The organism is Kribbella sp. NBC_00709 (genome assembly GCF_036226565.1).
GTDB lineage: Bacteria > Actinomycetota > Actinomycetes > Propionibacteriales > Kribbellaceae > Kribbella.
Genome location: NZ_CP108996.1, coordinates 5,795,101 through 5,813,032 on the forward strand (window position 1 = coordinate 5,795,101; position 17,932 = coordinate 5,813,032).

13 protein-coding genes and 1 pseudogene are annotated in these 17,932 nt (G+C 68.0%); 7 read left to right on the top strand and 7 right to left on the bottom strand.

Translation table 11 applies throughout. The features are described 5' to 3' along the window. Positions 1 to 28 precede the first annotated feature (28 nt). Positions 29 to 1,204, bottom strand: a complete 1,176-nt coding sequence (locus OHA18_RS28605; protein WP_328998412.1) for a hypothetical protein — start codon at positions 1,202 to 1,204, stop codon at positions 29 to 31. Between the two features lie 149 nt (positions 1,205 to 1,353). On the opposite strand from OHA18_RS28605, the gene OHA18_RS28610 reads away from it, so the two are divergent. Genes OHA18_RS28610 through OHA18_RS28620 form a run of 3 tightly spaced genes read left to right on the top strand, consistent with a single transcriptional unit; the run spans position 1,354 to position 4,931 of the window. Beyond that, complete coding sequence (locus OHA18_RS28610) at positions 1,354 to 3,312, top strand: S41 family peptidase (protein ID WP_328998413.1); 1,959 nt, start codon at positions 1,354 to 1,356, stop codon at positions 3,310 to 3,312. Between the two features lie 3 nt (positions 3,313 to 3,315). Continuing rightward, positions 3,316 to 4,530: an aconitase X catalytic domain-containing protein gene (locus OHA18_RS28615; RefSeq protein WP_328998414.1), complete on the top strand. Its 1,215-nt coding sequence runs from the start codon at positions 3,316 to 3,318 to the stop codon at positions 4,528 to 4,530. Beyond that, the gene (locus OHA18_RS28620) at positions 4,527 to 4,931 is read left to right on the top strand and encodes an aconitase X swivel domain-containing protein (protein WP_328998415.1); all 405 of its coding nucleotides are present in this window, start codon (positions 4,527 to 4,529) and stop codon (positions 4,929 to 4,931) included. The genes OHA18_RS28615 and OHA18_RS28620 overlap by 4 nt, the downstream gene beginning before the upstream one ends. Here OHA18_RS28620 and OHA18_RS28625 read toward each other — a convergent pair. Beyond that, the gene (locus OHA18_RS28625; RefSeq protein WP_328998416.1) at positions 4,921 to 6,093 is read right to left on the bottom strand and encodes an MFS transporter; all 1,173 of its coding nucleotides are present in this window, start codon (positions 6,091 to 6,093) and stop codon (positions 4,921 to 4,923) included. The two genes, OHA18_RS28620 and OHA18_RS28625, sit on opposite strands and share 11 nt — an antisense overlap. 221 nt (positions 6,094 to 6,314) lie before the next feature. Here OHA18_RS28625 and OHA18_RS28630 point away from each other — a divergent pair, with 221 nt between their 5' ends. After that, positions 6,315 to 7,142: a phosphatase PAP2 family protein gene (locus OHA18_RS28630; protein WP_328998417.1), complete on the top strand. Its 828-nt coding sequence runs from the start codon at positions 6,315 to 6,317 to the stop codon at positions 7,140 to 7,142. 14 nt (positions 7,143 to 7,156) lie between these two features. On the opposite strand, the pseudogene OHA18_RS28635 reads toward OHA18_RS28630, so the two are convergent. Further along, positions 7,157 to 9,115 (bottom strand): annotated as a pseudogene (locus OHA18_RS28635) (bifunctional SulP family inorganic anion transporter/carbonic anhydrase); the annotation flags it as partial. A gap of 123 nt (positions 9,116 to 9,238) precedes the next feature. After that, positions 9,239 to 10,567 (bottom strand): nuclear transport factor 2 family protein, encoded by a 1,329-nt coding sequence (locus tag OHA18_RS28640; protein ID WP_328998418.1) that lies wholly within the window; start codon positions 10,565 to 10,567, stop codon positions 9,239 to 9,241. Between the two features lie 93 nt (positions 10,568 to 10,660). Here OHA18_RS28640 and OHA18_RS28645 point away from each other — a divergent pair, with 93 nt between their 5' ends. Together OHA18_RS28645 and OHA18_RS28650 are read left to right on the top strand one after the other, a co-directional pair. Beyond that, positions 10,661 to 11,041 carry a winged helix-turn-helix transcriptional regulator gene (locus tag OHA18_RS28645; protein WP_328998419.1) on the top strand — a complete coding sequence of 127 codons (381 nt, stop codon included), beginning with the start codon at positions 10,661 to 10,663 and terminating at the stop codon, positions 11,039 to 11,041. Between the two features lie 8 nt (positions 11,042 to 11,049). After that, positions 11,050 to 11,817 carry an SDR family NAD(P)-dependent oxidoreductase gene (locus OHA18_RS28650; protein ID WP_328998420.1) on the top strand — a complete coding sequence of 256 codons (768 nt, stop codon included), beginning with the start codon at positions 11,050 to 11,052 and terminating at the stop codon, positions 11,815 to 11,817. Between the two features lies 1 nt (position 11,818). On the opposite strand, the gene OHA18_RS28655 is transcribed toward OHA18_RS28650, so the two are convergent. Further along, entirely contained in the window at positions 11,819 to 12,574 is a 756-nt protein-coding gene (locus OHA18_RS28655) for a DUF427 domain-containing protein (RefSeq protein WP_328998421.1), read from the bottom strand. Between the two features lie 58 nt (positions 12,575 to 12,632). Next, positions 12,633 to 14,651 carry a fibronectin type III domain-containing protein gene (locus OHA18_RS28660; protein WP_328998422.1) on the bottom strand — a complete coding sequence of 673 codons (2,019 nt, stop codon included), beginning with the start codon at positions 14,649 to 14,651 and terminating at the stop codon, positions 12,633 to 12,635. 207 nt (positions 14,652 to 14,858) lie between these two features. Here OHA18_RS28660 and OHA18_RS28665 point away from each other — a divergent pair, with 207 nt between their 5' ends. Then, positions 14,859 to 16,334 (top strand): lysyl oxidase family protein, encoded by a 1,476-nt coding sequence (locus OHA18_RS28665; RefSeq protein ID WP_328998423.1) that lies wholly within the window; start codon positions 14,859 to 14,861, stop codon positions 16,332 to 16,334. A gap of 57 nt (positions 16,335 to 16,391) precedes the next feature. Here OHA18_RS28665 and OHA18_RS28670 read toward each other — a convergent pair whose 3' ends face one another. Beyond that, positions 16,392 to 17,918, bottom strand: a complete 1,527-nt coding sequence (locus OHA18_RS28670) for an MFS transporter (RefSeq protein ID WP_328998424.1) — start codon at positions 17,916 to 17,918, stop codon at positions 16,392 to 16,394. Positions 17,919 to 17,932: the final 14 nt, after the last annotated feature.

Below are 17,932 nucleotides of genomic sequence, written 5' to 3' on the forward strand. Positions count from 1 at the left end.
CACATCCTTGCAGGCGGGTGGTCAACCCTCAGGGGAACGGGACGTGCACCGTGACGCGTTCTCGGAGTTGCTCGCTGATCAGCCACAGTTCGTCGGTGGCCGGCCAGTACGACAGGTTCTCGGTGTTCTTGGGCGCTTGGGTCCAGACCGTTGTCGACTCCCCACCGGTTCCACGGTGCAGACAGCTCGGGTAGTCGACACCGTCACCGATGTTGCCGGCGTACTCCGGGCACACGCCCGTGATCACGAAGTCGTTGTTGTGCGAGACCGCGCCCTGCATGCCCCACACCGGTGAATTGAACGCCTCCACCGCGTGCACCACACCGTCCGAGCCGGCGCGCGGCAGACCGGTCGACTCGTCGAGCGGCCAGCGGACGATCCGGCCGCCGCCACGGTCGGTGTGTTCGACCGCGACGAACGAACCGCTGCCGCCGTGGTCGATCCCGAGGGATGCGAAGCAGGGCTTGTCGCCGGTCGTGTTCGCGCAGCCGCCGCCGGCGTACCAGTAGGCGCCGATCTGCGGCAGCGCGAAGGCATGCCAGAGCGCGTGATACTTGCCATCAGCCCCTAGTCCGACCTCGCCGGTGCTGGTGTCGGTCGACCAGATGTGCCGCAGGTCGAACACCCGCAACACCGATCCACCGGTCGCGACGACCAGCAGGTTCCCGGACCAGAACAGCCCGTGGCCGTGGCCGGCGATCGCCTGGAAGTTCCGGTCCGCGGTCGGTTCGACCAGCAGCACGTGCCGGTACTTGTTCGTGGCCAGATCGAGGAACGACACGCGGATCGCCGTGTCGTCGGCGTTGTGCCAGCTCGCGACCACGACCCGCTGCGCACCGCCCGCCGGTTGCGCGTCGCCGGATCCGCTGACGCCTTGGGGGATCCAGACGTTCTCGTCGTCGTCCTCACCGTCCTGCCAGCAGAATCCTTGCGGATTGAGCGACGCGTTCAGGTACGTCGAATGGCACAGCGCCCGCCCGGTCCGGTTCGACGCGGCGAGCACCTGGGTGACCCCGACCGGCGCGAGCTGGGGCTTGGTCTCCAGTTGCGCGATCCGCGCGGCGTACGTCGTGAACGTGTCGCCGGAGACGAGCTCGAAACCGCTCGCATCGATGCGTGGGAACGTGGCCGCGGCCTGCGCCGGCGGCGTGGGGAGTACGCCGATCAGGAGGGCGGCCGTTAACAACAAACGACTGATCCGCATGCTTCTGATGGTGATTGCCAACCGCTCGTGCTGTCCTGCCGGAACGGCGTGGCGGGCCGTTGACATCAGGTGATGGGCAGACGACGGTGGAAAGGTCGCGGGGAGGGGTCAGTTTTGTTGGGGGGAAGGGCATGTCACAGCCACGCACGATGACTCGCACGGGGAAGAAGACGGCTGCTGCAAGGAAGACAACGGCCAGACGGAAGGCGGCGGTCAAGGAAGCGTCTGCCGTTCCGCTGTCGGACTTTCTCGACTCGGCCGGAACGCTGACGCTCGATCAGCGGAAACTGCTGGTGGATCAGGCGCTTCTGATCCTCGGTGAGAACTATGTGCACCTGCCGCTCAAGGTCGCGATGCACGCCGTGAATCCGCTGCAGCGTCTGCGCGTGATGCGCGCCCGGATGGAGCGCCAGACCGACGACACGATGCAGGCCGAGTGGATGTTCCACCGCGAGATGTCCAGCATCTTCCACTCGGTCCGCGACCTGCACACCAACTACCTGCTGCCGGTGCCGTTCGCCGGGAAGATCGCGTTCCTGCCGTTCATGATCGAGAAGTGCTACGACCCTGATGGGACGGAGCACTACCTGATCACCCGCACGATCACCGGCTACCAGGCGCCGCAGTTCGGTGCGGGCGCCGAGGTCACGCACTGGAACGGTACGCCGATCGCGCGCGCGGTCGCCCTCAACGGAGCGGTGTTCGCCGGCAGCAACGAGGCCGCGAACCTGGCCCGTGGCCTCGAGTCGCTCACGCTCCGCCCGCTCGTCATACAGTCCCCGCCCGACGAGGACTGGGTGACGCTGACGTACGTCGGTCTCGACGGCTCGAACCAGGAGCTCCGCGAGCAATGGAAGGTCACCGCGAACCTGCCGCCGATGACGGATCTGGACGCGGTCAGCGAAGCCTCGGCGGCGATGGGTCTCGACCTCGACTCCGACGAGAAGTCCCGCGCGAAGAAGGCTCTCTACGTGCGCGATGTCGTGGACCTCGAACGCGGCCAGAGCTCGGCCGAGCTGGCCGCGCCGGCTGCCGTCGCCGGCGCGGACCTGCCGACCACCATGCCCGGCGTGTTCCGGGCTCGCGAGGTCGTCACACCGTCCGGGAACTTCGGGCACCTGCGGATCTTCACGTTCAGCGTGCAGGACCCGGTCGCGTTCCGGGACGAGTTCGTCCGGCTGGTCGCGATCCTGCCGCAGAACGGCCTGATCGTGGATGTCCGCGACAACGGCGGCGGGCACATCTACGCCAGCGAGTTCACTCTGCAGACGATGACGCCGCGGCGGATCGCGCCGGAGCCGGTGCAGTTCATCAGTACGCCGCTCAACCTGAAGATCTGCCGGCGGCACAAGGACAACCCGGCCGGGATCGACCTCGGTCCGTGGTTCGACTCGCTCGACCTGGCGATCGAGACCGGCGCGCAGTACTCCGCGGCGAAGCCGATCACGCCGGAGGACGGCGCGAACGATGTCGGGCAGACGTACCACGGCCCGGTCGTGCTGATCACGGATGCGCGGGTCTACTCGGCCACCGACATCTTCACCGCCGGGTTCGCCGACCACGAGATCGGCACCATCCTCGGCGTCGACGACAACACCGGTGCGGGCGGCGCGAACGTGTGGACCCACGGTCTGCTCGCGACGCTCCTCAACGAACCACCGCCACCCGACGAGACCTCGCCGTACATCGCGCTGCCGAACGGCGCGAACCTGCGGGTCGCGATCCGGCGTACCCTGCGGGTCGGCAAGCTGGCCGGTACGCCGGTCGAGGATCTCGGCGTCAAACCGCACGAGACGCACCGGATGACCAAGGCCGATCTGCTCGACGGCAACGTCGACCTGCTGAACAAGGCCGGCGCGCTGCTCGCGGCGCTCCCGGTCCGCCGGATCGACCTGAAGACGTCGATCAGCGGTACGACGCTCACGGTCGCGATCGATGCCCAGAGCATCGATCGGGTCGACCTCTACCTGGACGAGCGCCCGATCAGCTCCGAGGATCTGACCGGACCGCTCAGCATCGACATCCTCGAGGTGAGTCCCGGCGCGCTGTTGCGAGCCGACGGATACGCGGGGGGTGCTCTGGTCGCGAGCCGCCGGGTTACCGTCTGACGTATGCAGAGTCTTCACCTGACCGCCGAGGAAGAGGCAATGCTCGGCGGTCAGGAGGGCGCGGGCGTCGCGCTCGCAATGCGGGTGATCGTTGGACAGGCGCGCAGCTCCGAGGCGCCGCGGCTCGTCGAGATCACCTCCGCGCACGTCGATTCGTGCCTGTACCACGGCCAGGTCAGCCTCGACTTCGCCAACCGTCTCGTCGAGCTGGGCGCTCGCGTGCGGGTGCCGTCGACGTTGAACGTCGGCTCGATGGACCTCATCCATCCCGGGCTCGTCCGCGATCACGAGCTCGCCGCCGCGGGGCGTGAGCTGATGGCGGCGTACGTCGCGCTCGGATGTACGCCGACATTCACCTGCGCGCCGTACCAGCTCCCGGACCGACCCGGGTTCGGCGAGCACATCGCGTGGGCTGAGTCGAACGCGATCGTGTTCGCGAACTCGGTCCTCGGCGCCCGGACCGATCGGTACGGCGACTTCCTCGACGTCTGCGCGGCGATCACCGGGCGCGCGCCGTACTCCGGGCTGCAGACGACCGAGGCGCGGCGGGGGACCGTGGTGTTCGACTGCCGTCCGTTGGGCGACTTCCTGCAGTCGGAGTTGGCGTATCCGCTGCTCGGGCATCACATCGGGTCGGTGGTCGGGGCCGGAATCCCTGTGCTGGTTGGGATTCCGGCGGAGGCGACCGAGGACGATCTGAAGGCATTGGGCGCGGCGGCAGCGTCGGCTGGGGGAGTCGCGTTGTTCCATGCAGTGGGCATCACGCCGGAGGCGCCGCGCGAGTTCGCCGAGCTTCCGGTGCGTGAAGTCGATCTCGACATCCTGCTGCGCGTCAGGCGGGAGTTGTCGACGACCGGGGAGCTCGATGCGGTGAGCGTCGGTACGCCGCATGCGTCGTACGCCGAATGTGTGCGACTGGCCGGGCTGGTCGCGGACGGGGCGCCGTTGAAGGTGCCGTTCTACCTGTCGACCAGTCGACTCACGCGGGAGCGCTTGGGACCCACGCTCGACACGTTGGAAGATGCAGGTGTGACTGTGGTCGTCGACACCTGCACGTATGTCACCGCGATCCTGTCGCCCGACTGGAAGAACGTGATGACGAACTCGGGCAAGTGGGCGCACTACGCACCCGGCAACATCAACGTCTCCGCCGTCCTCGGTTCGCTGGCCGAATGCGTCGCCTCGGCCCGCGCCGGTCACGTGGTCTTCGAGTCATGATCATCCAGGGCCGAACGCTCCACCCCGGCACCGCGACGGGCGAGCCCATCCGTCTCACCGCGCCGCTCTCGTTCTGGGGCGGCACCGACGAACACGGTCGCATCGTCGACGCCCATCATCCTCAATGCGGCGCCGTGCTGACCGGCCGCATCCTCTTGATGGAATCCGGCCGCGGCTCCAGTTCCGCGTCCAGCGTGCTGGCCGAACAGATCCGCGCCCGTACGGCTCCTGCCGCGATCATCCTGGCCCGCCCCGACTCGATCATCCCGCTCGGCGCTCTCGTTGCCGCCGAGCTCTACGGCCTCAACCTCCCCGTCGTCGTCGCGCCGTACGACGCCGTACCGGACAACGCAGTACTGCACGTCGATGCAACGCCGACCCACGCAACCATCACCTGGTAGCTGCACCGCCTCGACGCATCAGTACGGCGGTTGCTGCAAAGAGGACCGCGCATCCGGCCAGGGCGACGGGGAGTGTGGTGAGGCCGGCGAGCGTGGAGATGCCGATGCCGCAGACGATCTCGCCGAGGTACTCGAGTTGGGCGAGGAACGAGTGCGTTGTCGCGCGGATGTCCGCGGTGGTGCGGGTGTTGACCCAGATGGTGCTGATGACGCGGGTCAGCGGAGTGACGATGCCGTTCAGGAGTATGACCGCGGTCGCGCCGAGGACCGGATCGCGGGCGAATGCGAGCAAGAGCATGCTGACCACACCGACGACGGCGGCCAGCGCGTAATCGGTCGCCGCGTGACTGCCGTTGATCCGGTTGGTGACGAGCCGGAGAATGATGGCGCCGACAACCAGCCCGATCACGCCGAGCACTGTGAACCAGAGAATCGATGGCGGCAGACCGAGGTCGAGCAACTGCTTCTGGGTCAGCCGTCCGGCGGCGTCCGAGGCCCCGTTGACGAGGAACGTCGCGGCGAAGATCAGCAGGATCGCGCGACTCCGCCGTACCAGCGTGACGCCACGGCGAAAGGTGATCCAAGACGTCGACCACCGGGCCGTCCGGGTCGGGACGAAGTTGTGTTCGGTGAAGCGGAGCGCGATGTAGAGCGCGAGCGACATCATCGCGATACCCGCAATCACGATCGTCACATCGCGCCGGGTTGCCCACGCGAGTAGACCCAGGGCGACGAGGCCTACCGCGGCGCCGGTCAGTTGGGCGCGGGCGGCGCGAGCCAGGACGAGGTTGATCCGACCGGGCTGGTCCAGTTCGTCGGTGATGAGAGCGACATCGGATCCGCTCGCGAAGGTCCACGAGATTCCCCAGAGCACCTGCGTGGCGAGGAGCGCCGGGAACGACTCGAACAGGCCGGTCGCGAGCATCGCCGTACCCATCAGCACCTGTGAGATGACCAGCGACCACTTCCGGCTGATCGTGTCGGCGACGACACCTGCCGGTACTTCGAACACGAGCGCGAACGCACTCTGCACCGACCCGATCAGCACCAGCTCGGCCGGGGAGAGGCCGGCGTCGACGACCAGGTAGACGCTCGTGACCAGCCACCACCCGTTGTGCAGGACCGCGCGCATCCAGGTCCACCGGATGAAGACCTTCTCCATCCGAGCACCCTCCCGGGGCCCGGATCCCGCGTCCACCGATTTAGCCGAGCGCTTCACTGTGAGTTGCTTCATATTCTTCGCAACTATCAGCAGCTTGCGATAATTTGGAAGAGTGCCGGGGATCACAGTGGAAAACGAATGACCGTTCTTGATCTGGCCACAGCCCGGGGCGCAAGGTGGAATCTCAGAGAACGGGCGTTCGGTTTGGGCTGGGGGTCGGTATGGCGCAGGTGACTCTGGAGCGGGTGGGCCAACCCGCACTGCCGGAGCTGGGGAGGCATCGTGGGGGCGGGATCTGGCGGATCGTCCGCGAGGTGGCGCTGCTGGCGGCCCTGTTCGGGGTCTACAACCTCGGACGATTCCTGTCGGCGGAGCACTCGGGGTCGGCGATCAGGCACGCCCACGAGCTGATCCGCTGGGAGGCCTGGCTCGGGCTGCCGAGCGAGGCGACGCTGCAGCACCACGCGCTCCAGGTCGACGGGCTCGCCCGGATCGCGAACCTGTTCTACGCGACCGTGCACTTCCCGCTGACCGCGATGGTCCTGCTGTGGTTGATGATCCGTCGCCCGGCCGAGTACGGGAAGGCGCGGTGGGCGCTCGCGTCACTGACCGGGCTGGCGCTGATCGGGCACATGTTCTTCCCGCTCGCGCCGCCGCGGATGATGCCGGGCTGGGTGGACACCGGGGTGCTGCTCGGCCAGTCGGTCTACGGGCCGAGCACGCACTCCGGGATCGCGAATCAGTTCGCCGCGATGCCGAGCCTGCATGTGGGCTGGGCGCTGATGGTCGCGGTGTTCCTGATCCGCGCGACGCGATCGCGGTGGCGCTGGCTGTGGATCGCACACCCGCTGCTCACCTTCTTCGTCGTCGTGGTGACCGCGAACCACTACTGGCTGGACGGTCTGGTCGCGATCGCGCTCGCAGTGCCGCTGCTCCTGATCTTCGACAGCTCGTCGGCGCGGACCAGGAAGGGTTCGCGGTCCAGCACCAGCCTCGCCGCGGCCGCGCCGATGTCGAACCACAGGCCGATCAGTTCGAGCCGGCCCTGATCCTCGGCCTTGCGGACGCAGGCGAAACTCCGCAGGTTCTCGAGTTGTACGGCGACGTTCGCGACGGACAGCTTGTCGGCGGCCGACAGTTTCACGCCCGTCGCCGGGTCGACGATGTCGGGTAGCGCGACCGCCCGCCGTACCGAGGGCTCCAGGTGTCGTAGCCAGCTCTGCAGGCCGGAGCCCTCGGGCAGGTCCGCGGCGAGGGCGGCCGCGGCGGCGCCGCAGGAGGAATGACCGCAGACCACGATCGATTTCACCCCGAGTACGTCGACGGCGTACTCGATCGCGGCGTCGACCGAGCTGCTGTTCGATCCCTTCGGTGGCACGAGGTTGCCGATGTTCCGCACGCAGAACTGGTCGCCCGGTCCGCTGGTGGTGATCATCGTCGGCACGATCCGCGAGTCCGCACAGGTGATGAACAGGTGCTCCGGTCGTTGCCCTTCGGCCGCGAGGTTCGCCAGCAGCGGCCGGATCTCGTCGGCCGACGCTTCGAACTCGCGGACCCCGTCCAGCATCGACACCTGCCGGCCGGACTGTGCGCGACTCAGTTCGACCGAGCCGCCGCGGGCGATGTGCCCACGCCGCCAGTCTTCGATCGCTTCGTACGCGGCGTGGTCGAGATGATCCACGGTGAGCTCGACCCGGACCGTCGTCCCGGCCGGGATCGACCGCAGCGTCCGCACGAGTGACGCGACCCCGAGGAATACGAGCGTGCCGCGGATCCGCACGATCCACACGCCACCTGACTCGGTCGCGGTGACGGTCGCCCGGGCGAGCCGGTACAGCACGCGCACGACCGCGAGTACCAGGCCGAGCACCACGCCTTCGGCGAGTCCGAGTACGGCGACGCCGACCGCTGTCACGACGTACACGAGCAACTCGTCGTGCCGGCGCAGCGTGCGGATGTGTGCGAGCTGCACCAAGCGCAAACCGGTGACGAGCAGTACGCCGGCCAGCGCGGCCATCGGGATCAGTTCGAGCATCGCACCGGCGGCGAGCACGAACGCCGCGATCCACAGGCCGTGCAAGATCGCGGACGCCCGGGTCCGCGCGCCGGCCGCGACGTTGGTGGACGAGCGGACGATCACGCCGGTGACCGGCATGCCGCCGAGGGCACCGGACAATGCGTTCGCCGCGCCCTGGCCGATGAGCTCGCGATCGAGATTGCTCCGGTTGCCGCGATGAAGCTTGTCGACGGCAACGGCCGACAGCAACGACTCGACACTGGCAACCAGAGCAACGGTCAGTACTGCGGTCACGATCTGGACCGGTGGGCCGTCGGGCATCGTCGGCAGGATCAGGCTCTGCAACGGACGGTCCGGCAGGTCGACCCGCGTCACGTCGGTCATCCATACCGCGGCCAGCGCAGTCACCGCGACCACGGCGACAAGTGGCGCCGGAATCACCTTTACTTTAGGGATTCTCGGCCAGGCCAGCACGACCGCAACGGTCAAGATGCCGACCAGGACGGAGTGGCCGTGATGCGTGACGAGCTGCGCGGGAAGCGCGATCACGTTGTCGATCAGCGAACTCTGGGCTTTGCCGCCGAGCACGACATGCAGCTGCTGGACGGCGATCGTCACGCCGATGCCCGCGAGCATGCCGTGCACGACGGCGGGGGACAGGGAGAGCGCCAACCGTCCGATGCGGGTGACGCCCAGCAGGATCTGCAGGACACCGGCCGCGCAGGTGATGGCGGCGGTCGCGGCCCAGCCGAACTGAGTGACCAGGCCGGCGACGACCACGGTCAGGCCGGCAGCCGGACCGCTGACCTGCAACGGGGAGCCGCCGAGCGCGCCGGCCACCACACCGCCGACCACAGCGGCCACCAGGCCGGCGATCAGCGGTGCACCGGACGCGGCGGCGATCCCGAGAGAGAGGGGTATTGCGATCAGGAAGACGACCAACGATGCAGGGAGATCGTGGTGAAGGATCGTCTTCCAGAGTCTGGGAGTGGGTGAGGTCGGCACGGGTGGTCCTCCGGCGTCGGTGCTCAGGGCAACTGCTCGGGCATCAGGCGTCGAAACAAAGAGTGTCGATCTGGTTACCCACTGTACTGACCCGTTCAAGCCCGCACCAGCGGCAATATTTGCTCAGAGCATCGATTCGTCCGGGAACAGCACCCGGCGCGCGTGATCGGTGTCGGTGTACTCCCGGACCGCGACGATCACACCGTCCCGAACAGTGAAGACTGCTCCACATTTGTTGGCATAGGCGCCACCGGCCCGGGCGGTCGCCTGCGCAGTCCACTCGGCGAACACCTGCTCGCCGTCGGCGATGACGTTCGTCAGTGCGATGGCAACCGGCGTATCCGGCGCGAAGAGCTTGCCGGCCACCGCACCCAGGAACTCGTCCATGACCAGATCCCTGCCCTTCCAATCACCGGACAACGGAAGGTCGCCCGGGTAGGTCCAGACGACGTCCGGGGCGAAGCTGGCGTACATGGTCGCCCGGTCGCCGGCCGCCACCGCTTCGACGTACCGGGTCACGACGGTCTTCGGATCCATTGGTGTTGCCTCCTTGTGCAGAGTGAGTACGGCGTTGCCGCGGACGCGGCGATTGCGAAGGTCGTCGAGTACGGCGTCGGTCCGGGACCAGTCCTCGACGCGGCCCAGCTCCGGATGGAGCCTGCCGGATGCGACCAGGCGGACCAGCGTTGCCAGGTCTTCGTCATCGCGGCCGTGGACGTAGTGGAAATGCCGGATGCGCGCGGCCTCCGGGGCGGTGAAGAAGTCGAAGAAGTCGAGCGTGACCGGTTGCCGGCTGGCCTCACCGAACCAGATCAGGTCACCGCCGGGGACCAGCTTCGACAACGCGATCGGCAGGCTCTCACCGCCGACGGACTCGAAGACGAGGTCGAAGGGACCGAGCGCGTCGGCCACGTCGTACACGAGGTTCTCGGCGCCGAGTTCGAGCAGACGCGCGCCGCGAGCCGGGGAAGAGACGACCGCGGTGACGGCCGCGCCGGCGTTGGCTGCGAGCTCCGTGAAGTAGTGGCCGACTCCGCCGGATGCGCCGGTCAGCAGGATCCGTCGTCCGATCACGCTGCCCGCCGTACGCAGCAAGCGCAGCGCGGTCAGTCCTGCGAGCGGAAGCGCGGCGGCCTGCTCGAACGAGATGCTGTCCGGGAGTACTGCGACCTGCGTGGGCGGCACGGTCACCCGTTCGGCCCAACCCGAGTGCGGCAGATGTGCGACCACGCGACTGCCGGCCGGCGGACCGTCGGGGGCTGCCTCGATCACGCGGCCCGCGATGTCCTTGCCCGGTCGCCAGCCGTCCCGCGGCCGCTCCAACTGGAAGGTCTCGCCGCGGTTGATCGAGAAGGCCGCGACCTCGATCACCATCTCGCCCGCACCCGGCCGGACCTCGTCGACCTCGGCCAGCCCGACCGTGCCGCTGTCCACCGCAACCACTGCCCTCATTGCTGTTCCGCTCCTTCAACTAGACTCGGCGACGACGCTACGAGCGGGTCGTGGCGGGCGGAAGACAGCACTTACTACTGCTATAGGCACCCAATGGATACCGACCAGGTCAGAGGCAGGTGGGACGCCACCAAAGGCGCCTGCCCGACACGTCAGGTGCTCGGCCGGATCGGCGACACCTGGACGATGCTGGTGATCAGCACGCTCGAAAAGGGCGGCACGCTGCGCTCCGGACAGCTCAAGTCGATCATCGAGGGCATCACGCAGAAGATGCTCACGCAGACCCTGCGGCACCTCGAGCGGGACGGCGTCGTCCGACGTGACGTGGTTCCTACTGTTCCGGTGACGGTCAGCTATACGCTGACGCCGCTCGGCCGGAGCCTGGCCGCGGCGGTCGCGACGATGCGCACCTGGGCCTACGACCACATGGACGAGATCGCCGCCGCCCGCGACGAGTACGACGCCAACCTCTGAGGAGTCACGTGGATCTGCAACTGTCCGGGAAGACCGCGGTCGTCACCGGGGCCAGCAAGGGCATCGGACTTGCCTGTGTGGAGGTGCTCGCGCGGGAAGGCGCCAAGGTGACCGGCATTTCGCGTGATCCCGCGAACCTCGCCAAGGCGCAGGAGCAGCTGCCGGACCTCACCTTCGCAGTGGAAGCGGTCGACCTGACCGACCCCGACGCGACCAGGGCCGCGTTCGAGCGCATCGGCGTACCGGACATCCTGATCAACTGCGCGGGCGCCGCCCGGCGTACCCCGGTGGACGAGCTGGACAGCAAGGCGCTGCATGCCGCGATGGAGGCGAAGTACTTCACGTACATGCACGCGACCGAGGCCGTCATCCGTGGGATGGCGGAGCGCGGCAGCGGCGCGGTGGTGAACGTCGTCGGCCAGGGCGGTCGCGCGGCGAACCCGCTGCACATCGGCGGCGGCGCGGCCAACGCGGCGCTGATGCTGGCGTCGGTCGGCTACGCGAAGGCGTACGCCGGTCAGGGCGTCCGGGTGAACGTGATCAACCCGGGTACGACGCGCACCAACCGGGTCGACGAAGGGCTCGAGGCCGCGGTCCGCGCGACCGGTAGGCCGAAGGACGAGCTGCTCGCCGAGATGGTCCGCGAGGTCCCGATGGGCCGCTTCGGCGAGCCCGAAGAGGTCGCGAACGTCGCCGTCTTCCTCGCCTCCCCGCTCGCGAGCTACGTCACCGCCTCGATCCTCACCATGGACGGCGCCACCACCGCGGGCATCTGACTCAGTTCGGGTGCCCCGCCCTCAGGTTGACGTTCGTGAACGGGGTGATCGGCCGCTCCTGAGGTACGCCGTCGATGGTCAGGTCGACGAACTCGTTGAAGAACGCGAGGTGCCCGGCAACCGGCAGCAGGGGTGCGGTCGGGAAGTCGTACGACCAGGCGACATCGGGCACACCAGCTGTGGACCAGTAGGCCGACGTCTTGCCCTTGTACGGGCAGGCCGTCACGGTGTCCGCCGGGGTGAGGTGCTCGAGGTGCACCGCGGTCCGTGGGAAGTAGTAGCGCGGTGGCAGCCCGGTCTCGAAGACGATGACGGTGGCGTCCGACTCGGCGAGGATCACGTCGTCGACGGACACGCGGATCTGCCGGGTGGACTTGATCGCGTCCACCCGCGAGTACGGGTTGCGTGGGTGAACGAAGACTTCCTCGTCTTCCTCGAACCAGCTGTCGAGTGCATCCCATTGGAACCGGACGCGGTCCTTTGCAACGCCGTCGTCGTACACCCAGGCGTGCCCGGATCCGGCGGTGTGCACGCGCGCCACGCCGTGCCCGAACGCCTTCGTCTCACCGGTGTCCGTCAGTACGCCGTCGGCCACGTCGGCGACCGGGACGTAGTACTGCGGGTACGGCGGGAACTCCCACAGATAGATCGCGTCCATCGTGTCGAGGACGACGCGGTCGTCGAGCATCGCGCGGATCCGCCGCGGGACCGGTGCGGTACCGCCGGGCGGGATCAGGGGTTCGGGGTAGGCGCTCATGGGTCCAGTAAAACGCGGGGCCGGCCCTGGTGGTGCCGGCCCCGCAGTTTTCGGGGGATCAGACGGTGATCCAGTCGATGTCGGCGATGTAGCCGTTCGGGTTGCTGACCTTGATCGCGTTCGCTCCGGCCGTCAGCTTCATCGGGAGGTACGTCACCTGCGGCGTACCCCAGTCGTTGTCGCCGAGGCCGCTGTAGTTGACCCAATAGCTGTCGGTGCCGTTGACCGTCAGCATGCTCTGCCGACTGGTGTCGCCGTCGGTGTAGGCGATCTTCACCAGGTACGTCCCGGTCGTCGGCACGGTGATGTTGTTCAGCGTGACCGTCGAGCCGTAGCCGATGTTGCCGATCTTCGCGCCGCCCGAGCACAGGGTGCACCCGGACACACCCGCGTCCCCGGTCAACGTGCTGCTCGACGCCTCGGCCTCGTACCGAACCGGTCCGCCGTTCTTCGCGGTGAACATCGTCACCGGTGCGCTCGTTCCACCCTTGGAACCCCGCACGGTGAAGGCGTACTGCGTCTGCGGCAACAGCCCGCTCACCACGACACTCGTACCGGAGCTCGTCGCAACCTGTTTGCCGTTGGCAAACACTTTGTACGACGAGGCGCCGGCGCTCGGTCGCCAGTTCAGCGACACCGTCGTCCGGCCGACGTCGGTCGCCGTCAGGTCGGCCGGGATGCTCGCCGAAGAGTTCGGCGTGATCTTGTACAGCTTCGACCCGTGCGCCGGAAGCTGTGCGCTGACTGCACCGCTGATGTTGCGGGTGTTCTGGTTCGCCCAGATGTCGCGGACGGTGGCTTTGCCGTCGATACCGAGTTGGTCGAACCTGCCGGTCACGGTGGCGGGGGAGTCGGCCAGGTTGAACAGCGCGACCGTTGTGCTGCCGTCGCTGTTCTGTGCGTACCAGGTCTGCTGCAGCTGGTCCTGGTTCAGCGGGCGGGCCGGGTTGCCGGACTGGTCGATCGCGATGACCTCGCGGTTCGTCAGCAGCTTGAGGCCGTACGCGTCCAGCTTGGTCAGGTCGTCACCCGCGAACAGCGGTGCGGAGTTGATCGCCCAGAACGTCATGTAGCTCTGCCGTTCGGCGTCGGTCAGGCCGTCCATCTCGCCGACACCGACGTTGAGCGCGTCCAGGTTGTTCCAGTGCCCGGGACCGGCGTCGTCGATCCACTGCGGGAGGTCCCACCAGCGGGCCTTCACCGAGCTGTCCCATTTGACGATCGTGTCGCAGTAGCACTCGACGTCGGTGTCGATCCGCCAGCCGTTCGAGTTCTGCTTCCACACGTCGGCGTACCGGTGGCTGAGTGACCAGGACAGCGTGTACTGCATCGGCCGGCCGGCGTTCTGTACCGCGCGCCACCAGCCCTCGATGTCCTCGGTGTTGTTGTGGTTCGGGTCGTCCGGCGCGCCCTTCCACGAGCCGGGACCGACACCGTCCATCTTGATGAAGTCGACACCCCAGGACGCGAACAGCTTGGCGATCGAGTCGGCGTACTTCTGCGCGCACGGGCTCTCGTAGTTGATCTTGTACGCCGCGTCCCAGCCGTTGGTCTTGCGCAGGTCGGGGTACACGATGTCGCGGGTGAAGCAGCCGGGCGCGTCGTAGATCGGCGTGTTGCCGTCGCGGTAGACGTCCGTGCCGAGCCCGACCGTGGTGTAGATGCCGAACTTCAGGCCGAGCTTGTGGATGTCGTCGCCGACCGCCTTCATCCCGCGCGGGAACCGCTTCGCCATCGCGACCGGGCGGCCGTACTCGTCGCCGCCGTCCTGCCAGCCGGCGTCGACGTTGATGTACTCGTAGCCGTACGGCTTGAGCTTGGTGGCCAGGGCCTTCGCCTGGGTGAGGATGTTCTGTTCGCTGATGAAACTGCCGGGACCGTCGGGGTTGACGCCCGGGTAGTTGGTCGACTGCAGGCTCCAGCTGCTCCAGCCCATGTAGGGCTTGGCGGCGAGCTGCGGGTATTTGGCGGGGGTCGGCTGGTTCGCCTGGACCGCGTCGGCGGGGGCGGTTGCGGCTGCCGTCGACACCAGGGCGATGGCAGCCAGCACGATCAGAGTGGGGCGTCTCAAGGACATGCGATGTTCCTCCGGGGGAGGAGTGAGCGGACGCGGCCGAGCCTAGGCAGGCTTAATTTACGGCGTCAAGTATTCGAGGTCCGTTACTTCCTGTGACCTGACTGCCATGGAACCTTGATCAACTTCGCTCCGCCGCTGGGTCGTCGTACCAGCAACAGGCCGGCTTCGTGAGGACGCCGGCCGGATGCAGGAGGGGGTTCCATCATCGTGAACGCAAGGAAACTCGGCCGCACGGCGATCGCCGTGGCCGGGGCGGCCGGTCTGATCGCACTCGCGGCCGCCGGCGCGTCGGCGAGCACCCAGGCGGTGGCACGACCGCCCTTGAAATTAGTTGCTGGTAGCACCGATGTGACGCTGGACAGCATCGAGGACTACGGCGTCGACCTCGATCTCGGTACGCATGTCGTCGCGGGCAACGCGCCGATCGAGGTGCGGACCACGCGCGCGTCGTACAGCTCGCCGGTGGTCGCGACGCAGTACGCCCACGGCAAGCCGACCCGACAGTTGCCGAAGGGGCTGGTCACGGACTTCTCCGGACTCGGGAAGTTCCTGCACATCACGCTCACCGATGCCGCCGGCAAGAAGGTGCTCGAGAAGGACCAGTCGGTCTGCCTGAACGGCGACGGGTCCCGGACCCGGCCGGATGCGCCCGCGACGTCGCCGTACCCGGACGGATGTACGGCGAACCCGTTCACGCAGGGCGCGGTCTGGGGCCTGCAGACGGGGTGGTCCGCGCGGACGTTCGGCGACGAGGCTCCGGTGCAGCTTGCCGTCGGCAAGTACAAGGCGACTGTCACGGTGAGCAAGGGCTACCGGGACTTCTTCAAGATCCCGGCGCCGGACGCAGCGGTGACCTTGAACGTGACGGTCCAGAAGAGCGACACGTGTGTGCGGGGTTGCTTCGGCGCGAAGAAGGCGGCGGCGAGCTCGGTGGCGCCGAAGCCGAACGCGGCCCGTTCGACCGGGAAGGCGAGCGTGCCGAAAGGCCCGAAACCGGACCTGCGGCCGGTGCCGGCGTGGGGGATCGTGGCCGCGCCGGGCGACGAGGGTACGCCGGACGCCAGCAAGGACTTCCTGCAGTTCTCGGCGACCGTGTGGAACGCGGGGCCGTCGCCGCTGGTGCTGGACGGGTTCCGGCGGCAGGGCAAGGACCTGATGGACGCGTACCAGTACTTCTACGACACGAAGGGCAAGCAGGTCGGATATCAGAACACCGGAACGCTGGAGTGGGACGGCCGGCCCGGACACAACCACTGGCACTTCACCGACTTCGCCCGTTACAGCCTGCTGAACGCGAAGCAGACCGAGGTGGTGCGGAGCCAGAAGGAGGCGTTCTGCCTAGCCGCGACGGACGCCATCGACTACACGGTGAAGGGCGCGAACTGGCACCCGGACAACACCGACCTGCACACCGCCTGCGGCGATCACGGCTCGCTGTCGGTGCGTGAGGTCCTGGACGTCGGCTCCGGCGACACCTACGAGCAATCCCTGCCCGGGCAGTCCTTCGACATCACCAACCTGGCCAACGGCACGTACTACGTCCAGGTCAGCGCCAACCCGGAGAACCGCCTGTACGAGTCGAACACCAAGAACAACGTTGCTCTGCGCAAGGTGATCCTTGGCGGCACCAAGCACCACCGCACCGTGCAGGTCCCGCCGGTCGGTGTCATCACCGCTCCCTAGGAAGATGCCCAGGGCAGGTCCGAGGTGAAGGCAGCAGCCCGGACCTGCCCCGGGAACTCAGTGGTGCTGCGGGCGGCGCCGGGCGCGGCTCGGGCGCAGGTGTGAGTCCATCCGCGCGTGCTGACGACGGCCCAGGACGAACGGGCGGGACGTCCGGGTGATGGGAGTGCTCGGTGGGGCGGACAGCATGATGTCCGTCTGCTGCAGGTTGAGCCGGATCGGGACCTGGTGCCACGGCGACCGGGTGCGGACCAGGACCAGCCGGAACCGGCCGTCCCGCCGCAACCGCAGCCCGATCGCGACCGTCGCCACCGCCGGGATCAGCCCGGCGAGCAGCAGCGCCGACCGCGCCCCGAAGTGCTGGGCGAGGAACCCGACCGTCGGCCCGCCGATCGCGCCGCCCCCGATGAAGACCAGGTTGTAGATCCCGGACACCCGGCCGCGCAGGCCGTCCGGAGTGGTCAACTGGACCATCGACTGGGCCGCGGTCAGGAACATCAGCGTCGCCATCCCCATCGACGCCAGCACCGGGATGAACGTCCACAGCGACGGCTGGATGGCGGCGAGTACTTCGGTGACGGTGAGCAGGCAGGCGATACCGATCAGGTTCCGCAGCCGGCTCGGCCGGATCCGGCGCGCCGAGAGCAGTGCCCCGGCCAGGGCGCCGACCGCGACCACGGAGTTCAGTACGCCGTACCCCGAGGCGCCGATCTGGAAGACCCGGTCGGCGAACGCGGTCAGCGTCACCGCCAGGCTGATCGTGAACATGCCGTAGATCCCGACGAGCGCGATCGCCCACCGGACGGCCGGCTCGTGGAACGCGTACCGCACGCCGTCTCGCAGGCCGTCGCGGATGCGCATCCCGGCGCTCGCCGTCCGGACCGCGTGCAGCCCGTGCATCTCGCTCTCGCGCATCCGCAGCAGCGCGCTGATCGAGGCGAAGAACGTGCAGGCGTTGATCGCGAACGCCCACGGGGTGCCGAGCACGCCGAGCAGTACGCCGCCGAGCGCCGGACCGACCATGCTGCCGAGCTGGAAAGTCGACGACACCATGCTGATCGCGTTCCGGACCTTGTCCCGCGGGACCAGCTCGGTGACGAAGGACTGCCGGGTCGGGTTGTCCACCGCGGTCGACAGGCCGAGGACGAACGCCATCGTGTAGACGTGCCACACCTGGACATGGCCGGTGAAGGCGACCACGGCCAGGACGGCGGCACAGGACCCGAAGGTGGCCTGGGTGGCGAGCAGGACCTTCCGCTTCGGGAAGCGGTCCGCGATCACACCGCCGTACAGGCCGAGCAGGAGCGTCGGGGTGAACTGCAGGGCGGTCGTGATGCCGACCGCGGTGGCGCTGCCGGTGAGCGTGAGCACCAGCCAGTCCTGCGCGATGCGCTGGATCCAGCCGCCGGTCGAGACGACCAGCAGTCCGCTGACCAGGAGACGGAAGTTGCGGACCTGCAGCGCGCTGAACGTGTCCTTGAAGCCCGGGCGGCGCTGCGTCTCCCGGAGGTCGGTGCGGTCGGTGGTGCGGTGCTGGTGGAAATCGGTGGACGGGACAGAACCGGAAGCGGCCCGGGTGGTCAAGAGCGATCCCTACG

Excerpts from the sequence above, each read along its gene's own strand:
- OHA18_RS28605 (WP_328998412.1), bottom strand. The coding sequence starts at position 1,204 with ATGCGGATCAGTCGTTTGTTGTTAACGGCCGCCCTCCTGATCGGCGTA.
- OHA18_RS28610 (WP_328998413.1), top strand. The coding sequence starts at position 1,354 with ATGACTCGCACGGGGAAGAAGACGGCTGCTGCAAGGAAGACAACGGCC.
- OHA18_RS28615 (WP_328998414.1), top strand. The coding sequence starts at position 3,316 with ATGCAGAGTCTTCACCTGACCGCCGAGGAAGAGGCAATGCTCGGCGGT.
- OHA18_RS28620 (WP_328998415.1), top strand. The coding sequence starts at position 4,527 with ATGATCATCCAGGGCCGAACGCTCCACCCCGGCACCGCGACGGGCGAG.
- OHA18_RS28625 (WP_328998416.1), bottom strand. The coding sequence starts at position 6,093 with ATGGAGAAGGTCTTCATCCGGTGGACCTGGATGCGCGCGGTCCTGCAC.
- OHA18_RS28630 (WP_328998417.1), top strand. The coding sequence starts at position 6,315 with ATGGCGCAGGTGACTCTGGAGCGGGTGGGCCAACCCGCACTGCCGGAG.
- OHA18_RS28640 (WP_328998418.1), bottom strand. The coding sequence starts at position 10,567 with ATGAGGGCAGTGGTTGCGGTGGACAGCGGCACGGTCGGGCTGGCCGAG.
- OHA18_RS28645 (WP_328998419.1), top strand. The coding sequence starts at position 10,661 with ATGGATACCGACCAGGTCAGAGGCAGGTGGGACGCCACCAAAGGCGCC.
- OHA18_RS28655 (WP_328998421.1), bottom strand. The coding sequence starts at position 12,574 with ATGAGCGCCTACCCCGAACCCCTGATCCCGCCCGGCGGTACCGCACCG.
- OHA18_RS28660 (WP_328998422.1), bottom strand. The coding sequence starts at position 14,651 with ATGTCCTTGAGACGCCCCACTCTGATCGTGCTGGCTGCCATCGCCCTG.